General features: G+C 62.7%; 11 protein-coding genes. 5 read left to right on the forward strand and 6 right to left on the reverse strand.

Annotated elements, in window-relative coordinates:
* Positions 1-81 precede the first annotated feature (81 nt).
* The 3 genes from U0S50_RS10895 to U0S50_RS10905 all read left to right on the forward strand — a co-directional run bounded on the left by U0S50_RS10895 (position 82) and on the right by U0S50_RS10905 (position 5060).
* Positions 82-1962: a TonB-dependent receptor domain-containing protein gene (locus U0S50_RS10895; RefSeq protein WP_322308811.1), complete on the forward strand. Its 1881-nt coding sequence runs from the start codon at positions 82-84 to the stop codon at positions 1960-1962.
* Positions 1963-1989: 27 nt separating this feature from the next.
* Complete coding sequence (locus U0S50_RS10900; RefSeq protein WP_322308812.1) at positions 1990-2835, forward strand: hypothetical protein; 846 nt, start codon at positions 1990-1992, stop codon at positions 2833-2835.
* Positions 2836-2972: 137 nt separating this feature from the next.
* Complete coding sequence (locus U0S50_RS10905) at positions 2973-5060, forward strand: winged helix-turn-helix domain-containing protein (RefSeq protein WP_322308813.1); 2088 nt, start codon at positions 2973-2975, stop codon at positions 5058-5060.
* Between the two features lie 10 nt (positions 5061-5070).
* On the opposite strand, the gene U0S50_RS10910 is transcribed toward U0S50_RS10905, so the two are convergent.
* The 5 genes from U0S50_RS10910 to U0S50_RS10930 all read right to left on the reverse strand — a co-directional run bounded on the left by U0S50_RS10910 (position 5071) and on the right by U0S50_RS10930 (position 13815).
* Positions 5071-5808, reverse strand: coding sequence for a carboxypeptidase regulatory-like domain-containing protein (locus tag U0S50_RS10910; protein WP_322308814.1), 738 nt, complete (start codon positions 5806-5808; stop codon positions 5071-5073).
* Between the two features lie 14 nt (positions 5809-5822).
* A complete protein-coding gene (locus U0S50_RS10915) occupies positions 5823-6911 on the reverse strand; it encodes a hypothetical protein (protein WP_322308815.1) in 1089 nt (362 codons plus the stop codon).
* Positions 6912-6925: 14 nt separating this feature from the next.
* Positions 6926-7408 carry a hypothetical protein gene (locus U0S50_RS10920; RefSeq protein ID WP_322308816.1) on the reverse strand — a complete coding sequence of 161 codons (483 nt, stop codon included), beginning with the start codon at positions 7406-7408 and terminating at the stop codon, positions 6926-6928.
* Positions 7402-7731 carry a hypothetical protein gene (locus U0S50_RS10925; RefSeq protein WP_322308817.1) on the reverse strand — a complete coding sequence of 110 codons (330 nt, stop codon included), beginning with the start codon at positions 7729-7731 and terminating at the stop codon, positions 7402-7404. Before U0S50_RS10925 ends, U0S50_RS10920 begins: the two co-directional genes overlap by 7 nt.
* Before the next feature lie 237 nt (positions 7732-7968).
* Positions 7969-13815, reverse strand: coding sequence for an autotransporter domain-containing protein (locus U0S50_RS10930; RefSeq protein ID WP_322308818.1), 5847 nt, complete (start codon positions 13813-13815; stop codon positions 7969-7971).
* A gap of 469 nt (positions 13816-14284) precedes the next feature.
* On the opposite strand from U0S50_RS10930, the gene U0S50_RS10935 reads away from it, so the two are divergent.
* Positions 14285-15382: a sensor histidine kinase gene (locus U0S50_RS10935; RefSeq protein ID WP_322308819.1), complete on the forward strand. Its 1098-nt coding sequence runs from the start codon at positions 14285-14287 to the stop codon at positions 15380-15382.
* On the forward strand, positions 15379-16062 hold the full coding sequence (locus U0S50_RS10940) for a DUF4336 domain-containing protein (protein ID WP_322308820.1): 684 nt from the start codon (positions 15379-15381) through the stop codon (positions 16060-16062). Before U0S50_RS10935 ends, U0S50_RS10940 begins: the two co-directional genes overlap by 4 nt.
* 26 nt (positions 16063-16088) lie before the next feature.
* Here the strand turns inward: U0S50_RS10940 and U0S50_RS10945 are convergent, their stop codons facing one another.
* On the reverse strand, positions 16089-16907 hold the full coding sequence (locus tag U0S50_RS10945; protein WP_322308821.1) for a LytTR family DNA-binding domain-containing protein: 819 nt from the start codon (positions 16905-16907) through the stop codon (positions 16089-16091).
* Positions 16908-16947: the final 40 nt, after the last annotated feature.

Raw genomic sequence — 16947 nt, forward strand, 5'->3', positions numbered from 1 at the left:
CGGACATGTTTCGGATCAACTTGTGAGGCGACAATGCAATATCTGGGAGCACGTCGGGCGTGCTGCGCTATCCTGTGGCTGATGGCCACGACCTCTCTGTCGGCGCATGCGCAAACAGCGGCGGGAACGGACGAGCGGGCCGTCGAGCGCGCGGCTGATGCCTTTGGCATCCGTATCGGAGTCGAGCAGATCGGGCTCTATAACGAAAGTCAGGTTCGCGGATTCAATCTGCAGGATGCAGGAAATTATCGGATCAACGACAGCTATTTCGTCCGATCGGGCGGGATCGTCGATTCGGTTCTTTCGGGCGTCGTAACGCGGGTCGGGTTCAACGCCCTCGATGCCGATTTCGCGGCGCCGTCGGGCATTGTCGAGTATCGTCTGCGATCACCGTTCGACAGCGCGTCGATCCACGCCGAAATCGGACTGCGCGAATATGGCGGGCGCTATTATGACCTACGCCTGGCGCAGCAAAGTGCCGACGGTCGCATCGCCGCCCTCATCGGCGCGCAGGCCTTGCGCGGGAGAAGCTCTTCGGGCTTGTCGCCAGACTATTACCGCTTCGGCGCGGTCGGCGAATGGCGACCGGTCGACGGAACCAGCCTCTCCGCCTTTGCATCGCTGAACATCTTCGACCTCGACGGTTTTTATGGCGTGAGCGCCCGCGGCGGTGCCTTGCCGCCAAAGATGAAACACCCGCGACGCTATGTGACGCACTGGAGCGACCATGACGGCGCGGATTTCAATGCCGGCCTCATCGGTTCGGCGCGCCTCGATAATGGTTTCGATGTGGCCGGGTCGCTGATCTATTCACGACTCGATCTGGACCGTGCAGACTTTACGCAACTGGTGATCGATCAGACAGGTCGGGGACGTGCCACCGCCTTTTCCAACCGCCCGCGAGACAATCAAAGCTGGTCTGCCGCTCTCTCCGGCGGTTGGCGACCATCTCCCGCGCACCGTATCTATGCCGAGCTGCGCGGGCGGCGAACGCGCAATCATTTCGCCCCAGGCGTTTCGGCAAGCCTCGGCGCGTTCGACATGGAACAGGGCATTGCGCCCTCCCCCGAACCAGAATTGCCGCCAATTGCGCGCACGCGCGACGCAATCGACCAAATAGGTGGCGGAGTCGGTTATGAAGGTGCCTTTCGTCGGCTGCGCTTGAAAGCTGGCCTTCAAAGGACATGGCACCGCCGCCAGATCGCGGCACCCGCCACGCCGGCCGAAGCGACGACCCAAAGCCCATGGTTGTACGATGCGTCGCTGGCTTATGCCATGACGCCTCGATGGACCCTTTTTGCGAGCGCCACGCGCGGTCTCGAAGAATCGGGAGCAGCGCCAGACAATGCAGCAAATCGGAACGAGGTGCTGCCCCCGGCAATCTCGACCCAACAGGAGCTCGGATTTCGTGGTCGCCTGTCCGATCGCCTGACCCTGATCGGCTCGCTTTTCTCGATAGAGAAGGCGGCGCCGGGTTTCGATGCGAACAATGTCTATGGACTGTTCGGCGTGCTGCGGCACCGCGGAGCTGAACTGTCACTGGTCGGCGAGGTTGTACCACGGCTGCGGATCGTGTCAGGGGCCGTATGGCTCGATGCGCGGCGCAGCGGGGAGCCGGTTCGAACCGGCGCCTGGTCAAAAGAGGCCGTCGGTTTGCCGCGCTTTCAGGCGATGACCGGCATCACCTATTCCGTCCCCGGTATCGATGGACTGTCACTCGACGGTCAGATCAACCATTCGTCGAGCAGGCGCATGTCTTCGCGCAGCGATCTGCGTACCCCCGCACTGACGACCGTCGACGTGGGCCTTCGCCATGCATTTGCGATCGGCAAGGCCAAACTGGCGGTCCGCGCAAGGCTGACGAACCTGTTCAATGCCGACAGTTGGATCGCAACACGGTCCGAACTGATCGACCGGCCCAGCCGACGTGGCTTTCGCCTGTCGCTGTCCATGGATGTTTGACCGATACCCTATTCGCGGAGAGATGACATGAAGACGCTTCTGATGTCCCTTTTGGCTGTTGCAACAGCATCACCGCCCACCGATGCTCCACCGTCGGGGTTGGAGATCTGTACGCCGCTGCCCGGTGCCGAACATCTGCTCGGCGAGGAAGGCCCCGATTTCATCATCGTGGGTGAGGCGCATGGAACAGCCGAACTGCCGGGTGCCTTCGCCGATCTTGTTTGTGCCTTTGCCAAAAAAGGCGCCCCGCTTACGGTCGGGCTGGAGTTTCTTCCAGCAGAGCAGGCCGCGATCGATGCTTATCTTGGGTCGCAGGGCGATCAGGCCGCACGGTCGAAGCTGCTCACCTCACCGGCCTGGGCCTTGCACGACGGGCGGTCCAGCAAAGCCATTTTCGCGCTTGTCGAAACCTTGCGGCGCATCCGGGTCGTCCATCCGGACATCCGCGTCATCGCGTTCGATCATCCCAGCGAGCAGGGCGGAACCTCGGCAGCGCGGGAAAAGGGGATGGCTGATCTGCTGCTCGCCGCAAAGCAGGCCCGCCCCGATGCAACCATGCTTGCGCTGACGGGCGTGGGGCACGCGGGAAAAAGCGAATGGACATCGCTGGGTCCGCCCTTCCCGGCGATGGCACAGCTTCTGCCCGCCGATCGCACGGTCACGCTGGCTTTCGATGTCACGGGGGGTGAAATCTGGGCTTGCCGCCAGACGGCAAAACCTCCGCAGGAAGAGTGCGGGGCACGCGCCGTCCCCGCGCGCACCCCGCAACGTCCGCGCGGCATCCATCCCGGCAGTGCCCGAAAGGGGTTCGATGCAACGATATCCGTGGGAGGAAGCTTTTCCGCTTCCCCCCCAGCACGAGACCATTTTTGAGCTGGAGCCGTCAGGGGCGGCACGTGCCGGGGCATATCGTCGCGGCCAACGACATCTGTTCATTGCCGATGGGACCCGCTAGGCACCGTCCGACAGACGATCTGTTCTTGCGGGACATTCAGGCGGCGATGAATGAGATGACGTCCCTCCCGGCTCGCCCGATCGAGCTTGCGATCGAGGCGCCGTTCCGATTGCGAACGCTGGAGGTCACTCCGGCGGCGCTGGAACTACGCCGCGGTCAGGATGTTCTTTCGCTGGAACCCCGCGTCATGCAGGTCCTGGTGGCCCTCCACCGAGCCGCAGGACAGGTGGTGAGCCGCGAAGAATTGCTGGAGCTTTGCTGGGAGGGGCGGATCGTCGGCGACGATTCGCTGAACCGCAGCGTAAGCCAGCTCCGCAAGGCGTTGACCGACGAGGACGGCGTAGCGGTCGAAACCATTCCGCGGGTCGGCTATCGGTTGCGTTTCGAAGCGGACGAAGCGGACGTCATTCCTGCAGCCGAAGCCGAGCATGCTCCAAAGCGCCGCCTGATCACCACCCGCACAATGATTTCGACCGCGCTGATCGCGATCTGCGGCATTGCGGCTTCCTTTCCCTTCTTCACCGATGCACCGCTGTCCTGGTCAGCGAGCGGAGTACGCCCGCTGACTCAGGATGCCGGGGTCGAGACCTTTCCTGCCATGGCCCCGGACGGCCTGTCGGTCGCCTATACGGCGGGGTCCGGATACTGGGAACCTCGCGACATTTACCTGCGCAACGTCAGCGTGGGAGACGCCACGCCCATGCGCCTGACGCACACGCCCGAAGCCGACGAATCGGCTCCGGCGTGGAGCCCGCAAGGCGACCGTGTGGCCTTTCTGCGTGAAACAGCCGATGGCCAATGCGCCATCATCGTCATGGCGCCGCCAAATGGCGCCGAACGCACCGTCGCCCAATGCACCGATCCGTCGGCAGCTCTCGCCTGGCTCAATGCGAACGAGCTGATCGTCGGCAACCGGCCGATCGGAAAAAGGGCGCGGCGACTGGTCGCAGTCGACATAACGAGCGGCCGATCGCGCATCCTGACGGTGCCGCCTGCGGACATGCTGGGCGATGCCTCTCCCGCCGTGTCGGGGCGCGGGCGCTGGGTGGCATTTCGTCGAACCGCCGCCATGGGCAGCGACGCCATCTACCTGCTCGACACGCAAAGCGGCGAAACACGGCCTTTGACACGCGATGGTTGGAAAGCGGCGGGCTTCACCTGGGCCAAGGACGAGCGCACACTCTTTTTCAGCAGCAATCGCGGTGGAGATTTCGGGCTCTGGGCCATCGACACGTCACCCGGATCGGAACCGCGCCGCGTCACGCTCGGCATGTTGCCGCTGGGCCGGCTGTCGATCGATCGGGATAGCCGCCACATTGCCGTGGAAACCGGCCGATTGCGGGCTGGCCTGGCCAGAATCGGAGCTGATGGCGGGCCCGCTTCCTCGATCACGGCGGGCGAAAGCATCGACTGGGACCCCGACGTTCGCGCCGACGGGACCATTCTCTTTGCCTCGGACCGCAGCGGTACCAACCAGCTGTGGGCTCGTCGTCCGGATGGCCGAATCGTCCGGTTGACCGATCTCAACGCCAGCTATGTCTATGCGCCCCGATGGTCCCCCGACGGCAATCGGATCCTCTTTATTGCCGTGATCGATGGGCGGACCGACATCCATGCCATCCGCCCCGATGGATCCGGCCTTGTCCGTCTGACAAACGACGGAGCACCGAAAGGGCGCGCCAGTTGGTCCGCTGTTCCAGACCAGCTTTTCTTTACGGCCGTGGCGGGGACGGGCTGGCATTTGCGGCGGCATGACATGCGCACCGGGCGCAGCGTCGCGGTTCCTGACAGCAAGGGCATTGCGATCGTCGAACGCACGGGAGACCGGTTGCTGGCGCGGCGGGCAGAAACCACCGCGATTGCCGAGGTCGATATTCGATCGGGTGCGATCCGCGCTCTTCCCACCCCCATCCATGTCGCGGGACTGGAAACCTGGGCACCACGGTCGGACGGCATCGCTCATATCCGCGGGAAAGGCCCTAAGGCGGAATTGTGGCTGACGACCTGGAACGGCAACAGCCGTCTTCTGACACCGCTCCACCCCGCGCCGCGCGACCCCTTTGCCGTCGCCGACGACGACAGCATCGTGACGCCGCAATTGATCGGCGATGACCGCGACCTGATGTTGATCGAACTGAAATGACGGCAACGGGTCAGCGGCTTCGCACCTCGACGCGCATCTGGTAGATTCCGGGACTCGTCCGTTCGAAACCGCCAACATATGCGGAGCGCCAGTCATAGTCGCGGTGCGGCGTCAGTGCCGCGCTGACCAGCATCGGACGGCCACGATGACGGGCCGTGACCTGATATTGCTGCGGGCGAAGGCCCGTGACGACCCAGCCTTCACCAGTGCTGCGCAAGCTTCGCTCGATCGCGGCGCCACCGCCAACGGGTTCCAGGCTGACCGTCACTTCGTCCAATGGCGTGTAGTCGCCAACGGCTGCGGCGACGACCAGCATACCCCCGACACCATAGGGATCATCGACCGTGCGATCGGCGAAGCGCAGACGGAAATTGCGCACCGCTCCCATATTGCCGGCAAACGGGGCCGCATTGTCAGGCGTCATCGCAACACGCATCGGCGTGCCTTCCGCCATCAGCGTAACCGTTGCGTGGACCGTCCATACCCCGAGGGGCTGTCGCACCTCGATCCGATAGCGCCCATGGTGATCGGTGCGCGCCGTCCGGCTCAGACTCACCCCGCCTGGATTCGACTGATAACGCGCGGTTACCTCGGCATTGGCCAACGGCTTTCCGCTCTCGTCGAGCAATTGCCCGATCACCGCTCCTCGAACGGGCGCCTGCGCCTGCGCCTGCGCCTGCGCCTGCGCCTGCGCAATGCCCATCACGAGACTGCTTCCGGCGGCAAAGAATAATATCAGTCGTTGCATGGGAAACGCCTCCGTCATCCGCGAATTGCGTAGCGCTCGAAGATTGCGTCGAGCCGACGTTCATGATCGTTCGACAGCGCCACCCGGCGACCGTGAAATGCCGCGATGCGATCGGGCAGATAAGACCCCAAGGTAGCATCGAGCGCCGCCAGGGCATCGGCAAAGCGCTTATGTTCCGTTTTATAGGCTTGCTTGTAGCCCTCGCGCATATCGAGATAGGCCAGATCGCTGCGATGGACGTGCGGATTCCAGTCGTTGCGGACCTGTTTCAGTGTCCGCTCCGCCTGGCGCAGCCGGCTCTGCGCCGCACGCGTCTCCGCATCGCCGAGCGGGGCAATAAAGTCCCGGACCAGCGGCGCCGGTTCAAAGCCGGCACCTGAAAGCGGAGCAATATGGCCGGTTGCCGCAGATGCCTTGCGGGCATGATATCGCTGCCACGCTCGTTCCAGCGCCTGCCTGGCCTCTTCAACTCGGCGGACGGCGTCCTCCAGTTTCGCGTGCATGACATCATCGGGCGCATTGACCACGACAATCTGTTCGAACGCACGCATCACGGCGTCGATGTCGCCGGCCGCCCTATCGATTTCCGACAGGTCGGACGGCGCAGACCGCTGCGCGACCGCAAATCCATGCATCGCGCCGACATAGGCTTTGGCCGCATCGCGATATTCACCGACAGCTTCCAGATGGGCTGCCTCGTCTTCGCTACTCCGCTCCATCCGACGCAGCACGCGTTCGGCATCCGCGTCGCGTAAGTCAGCCAGGATCACTTCGGGGTCCGCAGGCGACGCATTGTCGTCACGTCCGCCATCTCGCTCGATTGCCAAACCCGGCCGTCCCACCGAACCGCCGCCGCTCGGCATATATCGTGCTATCAGCGCACGCATCCTTGTAACGACCGCCAGGCAGGCTTGCTCGTCGATCCGAACAAGTTCCGACGCTTCGTCATAATGAGCCTGAAGCTGATCGGGAACCTGATAGGGTATGTCGCTGGGCAGGCTCGCAACCGCCGTCGCCGCATCCTGCAACAAATCGCCGCAATCGCGGGCCGACACAATGGTCGGCCAGACGACCCCGCACATTGCGGCACATGCCAGGGACATCCGAACTGGCAGGATCACAACGCCGCCTCGCCATCATTCATGTCCGGCGGACATGTCGACGATACAAAGCGGCCACGCTGGCGGGTACGGACAACATGCGTGTCCCCATTGAGCTTCACTTCAAGCGTCCCTTCGGTCGCAAAGGAATCCGGTCCGAAGGTACCGCCGATGCCGAGGCTTCCGCCCGACCGGTGCCGGGCAACCACCTCTATCGTGCCGCCCGACATGCGGTTCTTTTCGACCGTCCACCCCTCCCCCAATGAATCGGGTGGAGAAAAACGGCCTGCCGCTATGTGAGCTTCGCTGAAGCAGCGCCGTTCTTCGGTCGCCATGTCGCCGACTTCGACGATGTGATAAAGACCCGCTCGCAACCTTTCGCCGGTCGTCGCGGGGCCCGTCGGACGGGTCTCGGTGTCGGGTGTATCATCCCGTCCCGCGCTGCATCCCGCAGCGGACAAGGCGACACCAACCAGCAGCGCGGTCGATCGCTTCAACATTTCGGCTTCTCCGGCGGCGGGGCCATGCGGTTCGACGCATCGGCGACGTCAATCGCGGTATTCGCCACCGAGTTGACTAGCGCGCCACCAGTGCCCGCTTGTCCGGCCACAATGCTGACCAGACCCGAACTGCGCGCCGCACGCAACAATCCGCCAAGCCCCTTTTTCTTCTTCTTGCAGGTCTTCGCCGGCTTGTCCTGGTCCGCGGCAGCGGCAGCGACGGTTGCTTGTCGATCGTCGGTCGCGGGCATCGCCGGCGCCGTCGCCGCGACCGGAGCGGCCAGGAAGATGGCAGACATGGCAGTCCAACTGATCAATTTCATCACATGCTCCTCATTTTCGTGGAATCCGAAGCAGCGACACAGGCGCGAAGGGCGCCCGGCTCTTTTCCGTTTCGGACAGGCCACCGTCTGGCGCGGTCGGAGAAGGTGTTGAAGCGGCAGCGCGACCAATGGGACTTTGGCGCGACGAGCGTCGTGCAAAAATCCCCGGCCGGACCAAGGCCCGACCGGGGAAGGTATCCGGGGCACAGGAACTGGACCCCGGAGACGGAGAGGTCATCAAAAGCGGATCGATACGCCGCCCGAAAAGCTGCCGCGTTCCGCCTTCGCAAGATCGCGGCTGTACCCAAAGTTCACGCGAACCGCTGGCGTGACATCGACGGCAACCCCGGCGGCAAGATTCGTCGTACTACGATCGTTCCGCGCGCCATCTGCCTGGAAGCCTTCTCCCGTCGCTCCCGAAAAAGCGCCAGTAGCGGTCGACGACATCCCATCGAGAGTGACACGATAGCCTGCCTCGACAAAAGGCGTGATCGTCACGCCGTCGGCCGGGATGGCGGCCGAAAGCCGCAGCGCCATATCCCCAAAAAGGCCACGCATCTGGCGCTTTTCGACAGCCAGGGCAAAGGCGCCGGCCCCGCGTTCATCGACAGCGCCCCCCTTCGTATCGGCATAGACCAGTCCAATGCGCGGAGCGATCCGTATCGCTCCCAGCGTCTGGGCATAATCGATCGTCAGATCGGCAACCCAGCTGTCCAGATCATAGCGTCCGACCGCAGGGGACGCAGCCACCAGCAACGAGCGACTTGTCACGGCATCGGAACCGACGCGCGCGATCATCGCATGCAGGCCCAATGCCCCGATCTGACTATCGACATAGGCGCCGACCGCAAACCCATCAGCCTTCGTTTCGGCCCCCAACGCTGCGAGGCGCTGTTTTGTGTCGAGCGAACCGATGAAAATGCCCGCCTGACCCTTTTCGCCGAAACCATAACCGACGCCGCCGAACACCCCATCGGTGTCGCTGCGCCCTGACGACGCGCCGGTACGGGCGCTGCCCCCAAGCTTGCCGTCGCCAAAGGCCGCCTGTCCGAAAAGGAACAGGCCATCCCGCCAAGGGGACAAGGCATTCATCTGCCGGATATTGTTCGACAGGGTCAGCGCGGCATCGGTACCGACGTGCATCGCCGAGGCGTAGGCTTCGGGGGCCAGTTGCGCAAAAGCCGTGCGGTTTGCGCGGCCCTGCGCGTCCGTCAGCACGCCCAGGGCACCGGTATAGGCCTGAACGCCATATCCGCTGCGCAAAACCTGGTTCGAATAATCGATGCTGGCGCGCACATTCGCTGGATAGGCTCCATCATTTTCAAACTCGCTGCGAATCTGCAGGCGATTGCCGTTCTGCACGACGAACCCGAAGACCGAATCGGACTTGTTGATCGTGGTGAAGCGTCCCTGAATTCCTCCCGAGGCCACTACCAGATCGAGCAACTGTCCTGGCGTTCCCTGAAGAACGCCGGTGATATCCACTGCAGCCCCGGTCTCGATCGTCATGACGCCTGAAACGTTGAGCAGATCACTCACCGTCGGTGTCACTTCGAGCAGGAGGTTCGACCCGGTACGGAACACCACATCGCCATTGACCGTCATCGTCCCCGGAGACACCCCCGGCGACAAGGTCCCGCGAACGTCAATGTCGGCATTGACCGTACCCGCGGACCCGAAAACTGCCCCCGACGCCACCAGAATCGCGGACGCCGAAGTGATCGTGGTACCAGCCTGGCCGATCAGGCGCCCTCCCGAAACCGTAAGGCTATCCCAGCCCATGTCCTGGGTGATCGAAACGACCCCGCTTCCCACGTCCAGCCGCTCGAAACCGAGAAAGGCGCCGTCTGGCAACTCGAATGGATCGTCATAGGTCGATCCGACATGCAGTTCGACCGTGTCGGTTCCGGCGCCGCCTGCATAGCGGTTGGCCGCGCTGTAATGGCCAAGCACCAAGCGATCATCGCCGGAACCCAGATCGACATCGCCAACAAGAGTGCCGAGTACCGCGAGCCTGTCATTCCCGGTCCCTCCGGCCACGGGAGCGGTCAACGATGTGCCTGCCGCAACGGTCAACCGGCCTCCGTCAAGATGAACCATATCGAAGGCCGTATCGATATCGATCTGCAGTTCGCCCGCACCGCTGCTTTCCAGCCGCTCGAAGCCTATCGCACCGAGCGAACGGAGCGATCGCACGGAGCCCTGCGCTTGCTCCAGTTGGAGGAGATCGCTTCCGTCGCCGCCATCGATGCCGCCTGTTACCACTGCACCGCTGCCAAGCCGCAATCGATTGTCGCCATCGCCGAACGATAGGCCGCTTGCGGATACAAGGCTGGTGTTCGCTCCCAGTTCCAACGCGCCATCAACGAAGACCGATTGAAAACCATATGCCCCACCGGTCAAAGCCAACGTCCCGGGGCCTTCGGATCGCAGATCCTCGAAACCTGCGATCTGCGAAGCAATGATCGTGCGGCTGTCCTGGGCGCCAGACTGGATACGAAGCAGATCGCGCCCCGCACCGCCATTGACCACCCCCGCGAACGCCGCGCCGGCGGCGACGATCAGTTCATTATCCGACCCGTCGAAATTGACGGTTTGACCGACGCCAAGGCCACCCAGCGTCAGCGGCGCAGCGCCAGCGATGTTGGCGGTTTCAAAACCGTTCATTCCGTTGATGGTCGCTGCGTCCGTCAGCGTCAGGTTCAGCGTATCACTGCCCAGGCCGCCATCCAGCGCCCCCGACAAAACACCCGCGAGCGTCAGATTCAATATGTCATCGCCGCCTCCCAGATTGACGCCGCCCGTCAGCGTCCCGGCAACCGTGACGACATTGTTGCTGGTATCTCCGACAATATTCTGAATCGCCCCGGAACCGCCGTCGAGAACAAGGCTCGCTCCGTCGAGCAACTCGATCGTATCGATATCCTGGTCGAGCACGACATGGATCGTTCCCTGCCCACGCGCCGCGTAGGATTCGAAACCTGTCAGACCGCTTGGCAGATTGCCAATGTCCCCCGACAACAGAAATTCAAACGTGTCGATCCCGTCACCGCCATCGAGCAAGCCATTGATCACGCTGCCCGCTCGCCCGGCATAGCGATCATTGCCGCCGCCCAGCAGGACATCGCCATCTATGATGCCGGCATTGACAACCACATCGTCACCACCGCCAAGGTCGATGCCGCCGCCGATCGTGCCATTGTTCGCGATGCGCTCGCGGCCATCGTAACCGAGGAATGTGAACGCGCCTTCGCTGCTGACAATGTCCCCGACATCGACCTGGATCGCAATGTTGGCGAGCTCGATCTCGGACGTGTCGAACGCGCCGGCCACGGACAGCACGCCCGTGCCCTGGGGTACGCCCGCCAGCCCCTCGATCCGTTCAAACGAGCGATATTGTGCGGCGGTAATCCGGCCGTTGAGGTTGCTGCTGCCGTCGACCAGAATCGTGTCACGATCGCTGCCGCCGTCCGCGATGCCCGTCAGCGTACCGCTTGGCACAAAAACGAAGACGTCCTTGCCCTCCCCAAGGCGGACGTCGCCTTCGACCGAGCCGCGGTTTTCGAAACGATCGTCGCCATCGGCCAAACCGACATTGCCGACGATTGCGCCGCTGTTGACGATAGTATCGGTCGTTCCAAAGGTCTGGATCGCGCTCGCCACGACACGCGCGGCATCATAATCGCCCAACGCATCCGGAATCGGCATCGCGGTCGGGCGAGGCACGACATTTGGGCCATATATTGTGTCGGTACTGGCACCCCGGACCGTGCCATCGTTCGTCATCCGGAAGTGCGCGCGGCCTGGACCGTCGGAATTGTCCGCATGGACGAGAACCGCAACCGAATTGGCGCCGGTTGCCTCGATTTCTCCGGCATTGTCCAGCGCGACGACCGCATTGTCGCCCCGAACATACGCACCAAAGCCATGGCCCAGCGCCGGAGCATTGGCGATCAGAACGGTTCCGCCATTGGCGCGCATCGTGCCGCTGTTACGAACCGAGGCAACCACCTGCGGGTCGCCGCTCCCCGACCCACCGTTGGCGATGACGGTCAGCCCGCTACCGCCGGCTCCCGATCCCTCAATCGTCCCACTGTTGTTGATATCGATCGAAGTCGCCTCGATGCGGGCGCCGCCATCGGTTCGGCTGCGCGCCAACAAGGTCCCCGCATTGGCAAGCTCGACCCGCCCTCGCGACCGAACATTCAGCGCGAACGCCGCATCATCCGCCGCCCCGGAAGCGGACTGCAGGATCCGCCCGCCGGCTCCGTTGGAAATGCGCGCAACATGCCCAGTCTTGTTGATAAGCATGTGAACGCCATGCGTCGCGGTGGCCGTCGCGTCGATGACGCCGGTGTTGACGAAATCAAGCGCTTCTCCGCTCGCTCCTTCGGCCACCTCGATCAGCGCGCCGAGCTGGCCGCTCATCTGCCCCTCGTTTCGAATTTCACCACCGGCGCTTTCCGAACGCAATATCCGGGTTGCGGATGATATGACGCCGCGATTGATGAAGCGTCCGTTGCCAGCGATATTGGCAATGTCGCGAATATAGATGCCGTTGGCGTACTGACCGCTGTTGATCGCGGCGTTGTTCACGACCGTTCCGTTGCCGATGATATGCAGCCCTTCTTCCAACGGGCCTTCGGCATTCACCGTCACGACCGTATCGGTACCCGCGGCTTCGATTCCATGCATTTCGAAACCGATACGCCCATCGATATTGAGGCTGCCGTTCGCGAGTGTGACGGTCGCACTTTCGGAATAGGACCGACCATAGGCGTCGTGCTGGCCATCCCCGCCGTCAACCTCTCCCGTGACGGCAGCATTGCCCTTGACCAGATAAATGTCGGCACCGTCGCCCAGCCTGACATCGCCACGAATAGTGCCTTCGTTGACGATCACGTCAGTGCCCCGGACGCCCTGATAGGCGATACCCTGCAGCGTTCCGGCCTGGACCAGCCCCCGCGCGCCGTTGCGCAGCACGGTGGTCGACGTAATGCCCTGCACCTGCACCCCGGCGCCCAACAGGCTGACGATTTCGCCATCATTGACGATCAGCGTATCGCCGCGCGTGAAGATGGCGTTCCCGGACGCCTCTATCTTGCCGAGCTGACCGCCATTGCGGCGGTTGAGGATCGTCGCATTGGTCGCATCGATTCCGTTTCCCAGAACCGGCGCATCGACGCGGGTATTGATGCCCGTTATGCTCCCCAGGTTGCTGACCAGACCACTGGTTGCCAATGCCGCGGAATTATCGGGTACGGCAAATGAGGTTTCGAGCAGTTGGACCTTGGCGCCAGCGTCGAGCGTGACCTGCGCGGTTCCAGCGGAGAGTGCGACACCGCCGCGCGACCCCACGGTCGCACCGGCGACCACGGTTACCGTCCCCGCGGCCTGCGCATCGACCAAGGATCCATACGCCTCGCGAATTCCGGTAACGCTGGACCGGATGACAAGGTCAATCTTTCCGTCCCCGCCTTCGCCGAGCATGCCGGACGTGGACACGGGTTGCACGACGATCGCCGCACGCCCGGTATGTGCGGTCGTATTGATCGTGGCATCAATGTTAATCCGACCGTCGCCGCCCAGATAAACGGTCTGTTCCATTTCTCGGTTGCCGCCCGCGGTGGGCCGCGTCAGCGTCAGGACGGAGTCATTGCCCGACGCTTCGTAACCGACACCGTCAAACGCCTGTCCGTTGGGAAGCACCGCGGTCCCTTCGAACAGGCTGGCGGATTGCTCCCCTTGCGCACGAAACCAAAGCCGGTCGACATCAGGAGCAATGATCAGGTCACCGGTGAGCAGCGCCGGGCTGTTCTCCAACGCCCCCAGATTCACATTACCGGTGGCATGATCGAGCCGCCCGCCCTCGATATCGAGCACGACACGATTCTGACCGGCCGGGGTTTCCACATTGCCTTGTCGGGTCTGCCCTTCACGCAGATAAATGACGGAATCCGTCGATTGCGCTTGCGCGGTTGCGGCCAGTCCGATCGACAGGCAGGCGACGCTCGACAGCAGCAGCGCGCGGGACAATGTCGCGGGGACCGGCAGACGCGATGCAAGGGCGGATGCGTTTTTCACTTTTGAAACCTTTGCGATGACGGGTGATTGCGCCGGGGCACGCACATTTGCGTGCCCCGGCGGCCATGTGTGGGTGGGGATTCCACATGACCAAGCGCGCCCTGCCCTCTCGAAAGGGGAAACTGGATGGCGGTTGCGACCAATGGTCCAGTCGCTCGACCAACGAACCTCGCCAATGCCGTGGCAGGCGATAGAAGCAGCGCCGTCGGCCTCCGCGGGCCGTAGCGCGAAAAAATCGCTGACAAATCAGGCTTTCATCAGCCCGCCATCATGGTCCGGTGGGCGGCGCACTTTTATTGTGCTGGCCTCTCTGTTCGAAAGTGAGCCTCGCAACATGCATCGAGAAGCATCGCCGGCACGGCCGAGTGAATTCAGTGGCGTCTGGCCGGAGCCACGGCCCCGTCCCATCCCGGCGCGTGGACGCCAGAGGTCGGCCAACCGGCTTGGCTCGAATCTTGGTCCAGAATCTGTGGTCATTTTTCTGGTCTGGCTTGCCGTCTATCTTTCGATCGATCTCATTATGTGGGCCGGCGGACGGTCGACATTGATCAGCAATATCCTGATCAGCATTCCAATGGTCCTCTCCGCCGCCGGCTTGACCGTCATGCTTAACAATCTGCGGCACCGACTGGCCGACGCGCCCAGCCTCTCAGCAGCTCCCTTTTTGCTGATCGCCGCGGTAATCGCAGCGACCGCCCAAACGCTCGTCGACTATTTGGCCGTCCGGACCGCGGCCACGACGCTGTTTCCGGATTGGCGCGAGCATATCCCGACACAGTCGCGGCAGTTCGGTTTCGGCATCTATGTCTACACGCTCCATTTCGTCATGTGCCTGCTCTTCGTCTCGCTACTTCGAGCGTATCGCTCGATTGTCCGGACAGCCGAAAGACAGGCAGAGGTGACATTGGCGCATCGCCGCGCCGAAGCGAAAGCCTTGCGGCTCCAGCTCAGTCCACATTTCCTCTTCAACGCGCTCAACTCGATCGCCACCCTCGTGTCCGAAGGCGGCAATCGGGTAGCCGACACGATGATCTGTCGCCTCAGCGACTTTCTGCGCGCATCCATCACCGGCGACTTGGCCGCCGATGTGTCACTGTCCAGCGAGTTGGCGACCATCGAATCCTATCTGGCCATCGAACGAATGCGGTTCGGCCAGCGCCTTTCGACCAGGTTCGACATTGCCCCGGATGTTTGGGACGCCGCAGTTCCGGCGCTTATTCTGCAACCCCTCGCTGAAAATGCTATCAAACACGGCCTTTCGGCCAGGGGATCGTCGATCGAACTGACGATCACGGTTCGGCGGTCAGAAGGACAGCTGATCATGAGTGTCGAAGACACACAGCGCGCCGGCGAAATGTCCGAAACGGCCATTCCAGCCCGCGGGTTGGGCGTCGGCCTTTCCAACATCAGCGAACGCCTTGCGCTGTTCGATGCGGACAATGCCGGGCTGGAAACCGAGAAACGGCCTGACGGCTTTTGCGCGACGCTACGTCTTCCTTTCCGCCCGATTCCTCCGCGCTTGCATGGGCCGGGCCAGAAGCGCCCCGGAAGCATCGCTGCCCAATGACCCTCGTTCCGATCGTTCCCGGGCTGATATGGTGCGCGAGTCAGGCCGTGACGTTCGGCCCGATAAGGGTCGATACACGCATGACCATCGTTCGCCTTTCCGACGGTTCGCTTTGGGTTCATTCACCGATCGAGCCAACCAACGAACTGGTCGCGGCTATCCGCAAAGTGGGGACAGTCTCGCATGTGGTCGCGCCGAACCTTAGCCATTCGCGATATTTTCGTTCGTTCCTTCACGCATTCCCCGAAGCCATGGGGCATATTGCGCGCGGGCTTGACCGGAAGCATCCAGAGCTTTCCGGCTACAACACCCTCCCGTTGGACGGCGCGCCGTGGTCGGACACTCTCGAAAGCCAGTTCATCGACGGCTTGGCCACGCTCAACGAAACGGCATGGTACCACCCGGCGTCAGCAACGCTGATCGTCACCGACCTGCTCTTTTGCATAGGCGGAAAAAACGTCGCGGATCGTCTTTTGGCCAGGTTGCTGGGCGTACATCAACGGGTCGCCATGTCACGCACCATGAAATGGCTGGTGACCGACCGGCCGGCGTTTGCCCGATCGATTGCGCTGCTATGCGCGCGCGATATCCGACGGATCATTCTTGCGCACGACCAGATCATCGAAACCGATGCCGCGCCCCGTCTCGCGGCCGCCTTTGCATGGATCAGAGATCAATAACCGGGCTGGTCGGGCGTCCAAGCCAGTCAACGCAAGGCCGTCGCTGTGTCGATGCCGTTGCGCAACCGATCCCTCACCTGCCGAATATAGGTGCGTCCGACCCGAACCTCGGCGCCCGACTGAAGCAGAACGAAAATATTGCCATATCCACGATTCAATATGGATTCGACGCGATCGATCCGAACGATCGCAGACCGCCGGACGCGCATGAAACGCTCTGCGCCAAGGCGCTCGTGCAAGGCTCCCATCGTGGTTCGCAACAGATAGGCGCGTTCATGATTATGGATATGCACATAATCCCGCTCGGATTCCGCCCACTCGATTTCATGGACCAGCAAACGCACGTAGTTGCCGCCGCGCATGGCCCATATTTCCTGGCGGTCGCCCTCGGCAAGCGGCGTGCCCGACGCATCCTCCCTCAGCTCATCGAGCAGGCGCTGAAGCTCGCTCGCCCGCCGTGATGCACGCTCTCGCTCGATCTGCACGCGAGCGTGATCCAGCGCTTCCTGAAGCCGCTCCTGGCGCAGCGGTTTCAGAATATAATCCGCCGCGCGCGCCTCGAACGCCCGAACGGCATGCTGATTGAAGGCGGTGACAAATATGATCTGCGGAACATGGCGATCCGCGCTGATCAGCTGGCGCGCAAGCTCCAGGCCGCTCAATCCCGACATGTGAATGTCGAGCAGCAACACATCGGGCTGCAACATGTCGATTTGTGACAGCGCTTCAAGCGGGTCGCGGCTCGTCGCCACCAAATCGGCGCCGTCAATTTCGGAAAGCAGGAATTCGATACGGCGCAGGGCCAGTTCCTCATCGTCGACGGCCATGACCTTCAACCTTGTCATCGCGCTCCGTCTCCCCTTTTCCATCCCCAGAATGCCGACG

The organism is Sphingopyxis sp. (assembly GCF_034380315.1).
In the GTDB taxonomy this organism is placed as follows: Bacteria; Pseudomonadota; Alphaproteobacteria; order Sphingomonadales; family Sphingomonadaceae; genus Sphingopyxis.